2 protein-coding genes are annotated in these 4329 nt (G+C 38.7%); both read right to left on the bottom strand.

Annotated features, from left to right (window positions below; translation table 11 throughout):
- On the bottom strand, nucleotides 1-3665 hold a 3665-nt coding region (locus IYQ92_RS09925; protein ID WP_195676483.1), incomplete at its 3' end, for a Spy0128 family protein.
- A gap of 129 nt (nucleotides 3666-3794) precedes the next feature.
- Nucleotides 3795-4329, bottom strand: a 535-nt coding sequence (locus tag IYQ92_RS09920) for an IS256 family transposase (protein ID WP_195676482.1), incomplete at its 5' end; no start/stop codon positions are given.

The raw sequence follows: 4329 nt of genomic DNA, 5'->3' as shown, positions 1-4329 counted from the left end.
TTGGCTGTCAAGACACCTGTTGTTGCGTTCTTAGTGACGTTAACAGTCACTTCTGCGTTCATGCTATCATAGTCAATGTCTGTATCTGTTCCTGATACTTCACGAACGGTATATGTATGAGTTCCTTCTGCTGCGTATGAAATCGCATCAAATTGGATGTTCCCATGAACGTCATTCTTCTTCGTTTGAATCACATGGCCATTTTCAAGCAATTCAAAGGTGAAGGCATCGGCTTCAAGGGCTTTTCCTTCCAATTTCTTAGTGAAACTGAATTGTGCGCTTGTCGCTGCTGGAGTGAAGGTATTATTGAACTCTGTATCTGTTGGAAGGGCTTTGGTTGCTGTAAGGGTATGACCATCCTTCGTTACAGTCACTGTCACCTCTGCCTTCATTGGATCATAAGTCATTCCTGCTTCTGAGCCAGCGACTTCTTCTACTGTATACTTATGAACACCTACTTCCTTGTTCTTGTAAGTAAGCGCATCAAATGCAACTTTACCATTGGCATCATTGGTCTTTGTTTGTAGAACCGTACCATTCGCATCTTTCAAGACGAAGCTGAACTCACCAGCTTTGAGAGTACGTCCTGCAAGAGCCTTACTGAAGTCAAATTGCGCTGTGACTGGGGCTACCGCATAGTTGTTAAATTCGCTATCAGCTGGCATAACAACATTGGCTGTCAAGACACCTGTTGTTGCGTTCTTAGTGACGTTAACAGTCACTTCTGCGTTCATGCTATCATAGTCAATGTCTGTATCTGTTCCTGATACTTCACGAACGGTATATGTATGAGTTCCTTCTGCTGCGTATGAAATCGCATCAAATTGGATGTTCCCATGAACGTCATTCTTCTTCGTTTGAATCACATGGCCATTTTCAAGCAATTCAAAGGTGAAGGCATCGGCTTCAAGGGCTTTTCCTTCCAATTTCTTAGTGAAACTGAATTGTGCGCTTGTCGCTGCTGGAGTGAAGGTATTATTGAACTCTGTATCTGTTGGAAGGGCTTTGGTTGCTGTAAGGGTATGACCATCCTTCGTTACAGTCACTGTCACCTCTGCCTTCATTGGATCATAAGTCATTCCTGCTTCTGAGCCAGCGACTTCTTCTACTGTATACTTATGAGTTCCAACTTGAGCATTTGTAAATGTCAAATCATCAAAGGCAATAACACCATTCGCTTTGTTCTTCTTCGTTTGAATAACGTTTCCAGAAGCATCTTTAAGGACAAAAGTAAACTCATCATCTTTAAGGGTACGTCCTGCAAGGACTTTGCTGAAGTCAAATCTAGTCTTAACTGGAGCAACAACATGGTTGTTGAAGATTCTGTCATTTGCATCTGTTGCTTCACCACCTGTTGAAGTCATTTCAGTCTTAGCTACCAAGAGACCAGAATCCTCATCCTTTGTAACTGTTACTTTAACTGCAATAGTCATTTCATCGTAGTCTACATCAGGTTTGTTACCCTTCACTTCTTTAACAGTGTAGTTGTAAACGCCAACTTTGTCGAATGACAATTCGCTGAAGTTAACTTTCCCATCAGCCTTGTTAGTCACAGTTTGATTCACATTATTATCACCAGTCAATGTGAAACTAAAGTCACCGGCATTCAATATACCATTTGAAAGTTCTTTATTAAATTCCAGATTTACCTTAACAGGAGATGATTTGAAGGTATTGTTAAACTCAGTATCAGTTGGCATAGTTGTTTGGGCTACGTAGGAATCTCCGTTAGCATTTACCGTGATTGTTACGTTAGCTTTCATTGGATCATAAGTCATACCAGTTTCTGAACCAGTGACCTCCTCAACTGTGTAATGATAGGTTCCTGCAGAGTTAAACAAGAGTGGATCAAAAGTAATATTACCCAAACTATCGTTTTTTTGAGTGTCAACAACTTGACCCGTACTATCGTCAATCAAATTAAAAGTGAACTCGCCACGTTTTAAATTTCTTCCGTCCAAACGTTTAGTAAATGATAAATCAACCCTCGCTGGTTTTTTTGCTTTTGTCGCTGAGCCAGATCCTCCTGCCTTAAAGGCAAAAGTTGCTTGGTAACTATACTCTTCTCCATTGTTATAAGTTATTTTAATATCATTCCCGTGTTTTTGTTGCAATTCTTCAAGTGTAGGGTGTTCTGAAACATTCTTCAATCTAGTCATATAACGGACGTAAATCATTTCGTTCAGTTGTGCTATCTTGAATGAAAAACCAGACGAACTTGTCTTGATATTCTCTAATAATTGAATTGCATTTCCTTTTGATACATATGGTGAAATCGATTGAACCTTTTCAGCTCTAAGAGCTTTTCCATTCCACAAATCTACATGATCATCAGGAATTGGTGTTGCATGCCCTGCTCGCCATTCTGCTTTTCTTTTATTATCAAACTCTGTTAAAACTGGATCACCATCTTGAACCAATTCTTGATCATCCGGAAGACTATCAATCAATTGGTAGTTATTTAAAACCTGTGGAGCTACTAGACTTCCTGCATTTAGACGGATGGTCCATCTGATTAATTCGGGATGTCCTGTTACTGCTTCTCCGTATTTCTCAACCTTTGATTTTGCTGCTGGTACTGGAGCGTTTTCGGGACCTACTGTTACTGTAATCTTACTTCCACTAAAATTTAATTCGATCGGAACATTTGGCTTGACAGACGCTTTCCAACCTGTACTAAGGTTTAACGTATATTTTTTTTCGAGATTATTTTTCTCAAAGTAATCTGTAAAAGTTGTGATCACTTTGTTATTGACTGAATCCAAAAACGCATTGCCGATAACTTGGCCATCTGGTCCAGTCACATCATAGTGTAAACTTGTAGGGATTCTCACAGCATCCGGGATATCAACTACCAGTTTATCATTTCGATTGATAGTTAAACTATCAGGCATATTCAGGCGAATGATAGTTTCTACTGGGGTATACAATCCATTACCATTTGGGAAATTTACTTCAACGTCTGGATTTTGTACGGTAATCGTATCACCTGTTTTGGAAAAGGTTGTTTTACTTTCTTCAGTTGGTGAGGTAGCTTCCCTTTTAGCTCTGCGTCGTTCATTTGAAGGGTGGTTATCAACTTTCTCTTCTTCAATCACTTGCGAAGAATTTGTTGTCACCGGTTCCGAAGTTACTGAATTCAACTCCTTTATTTGAACACCTTCTTCATTTTTGGCCACCGGAGTATTTTGATGAATGTCATTTACTTCTACTTTAGCATTATCATTAGTATTAGTAGGTGCTACTGTTGCGTTATTTTGTTGACCTTCATTAGACTCTACTCTTGAGACGTTATTCTGTTCAACGTTACTTTCTTGAACACCTTCTTCATTTTTGGCCACCGGAGTATTTTGATGAATGTCATTTACTTCTACTTTAGCATTATCATTAGTATTAGTAGGTGCTACTGTTGCGTTATTTTGTTGACCTTCATTAGACTCTACTCTTGAGACGTTATTCTGTTCAACGTTACTTTCTTGAACACTGTTAACTTGGTTTTCATTCAATTTCGCCGTAAAAGAAGATTGAACCTCAGTGGTAGCGCTTACTTCATCTGCCTGAACACTGGTTGCTCCCATCACAAAAATGGCTGTTCCCAGAAGCACAGAAGCAACCCCAAAGTTAAACTTCCTGATTGAGAAACGTTGTGATTCTTTTTTTTCCATAATACAATAATACAAATTTCCTTTTAATATATTCTTAACACCTATTTGTGTTTACACAACTTATTCTACACTACCGGAATAGATACTGTCAATAATTTTGTGTAAACACTCAAGTAGAGTTACGGAGTGTCAATCAAATAAGCTTTCAAGTGTGTCAGAACATTGGCCAAACCTTTTATGGATTCGTTGACTTTGCTTGAAATGATAATCTTCAAACAAAGTAACTAAATAACGTTCCAGAGCCTCCTCGTTAGGAAAAAGAACCTTCTTTTTCGTTTGACGTTTGATTTCTTTGTTAAGAGACTCAATGAGGTTTGTCGAATAAATGCTGTGCCAAATCTGGTAGGGAAACTGATAAAAAGTTAAAAGATTATCCGTATTCTCCAGACTTTCCATGACTTTCCTATACTTTGGTTTCCATTCAGCGATAGAGTCATCTAAAGCTTGGACTGCCATTTCTAAATTTTCAGCACGATAAATCGTTTTAAATTGCTCCAGAATAACCGCTCTATCTGCTCGTTTCACTTTACTAGCTAGATTTCGACTAATATGAATTAAGCAACGTTGTTGCTTAGCTAATGGGTAAGCCTGACTAATCATCTGCTCAAGCCCCTTGAAGCCATCTATCACTACAAGAGAAATCTGTTGGATTCCTTGGTTTTGA

Origin of the sequence: Streptococcus sp. HF-1907, from assembly GCF_015594605.1 — a bacterium.
Lineage (GTDB): Bacteria > Bacillota > Bacilli > Lactobacillales > Streptococcaceae > Streptococcus.
Note: the sequence above shows the minus strand (reverse complement) of the source record. Positions and strands in the feature narration are given on the sequence as shown.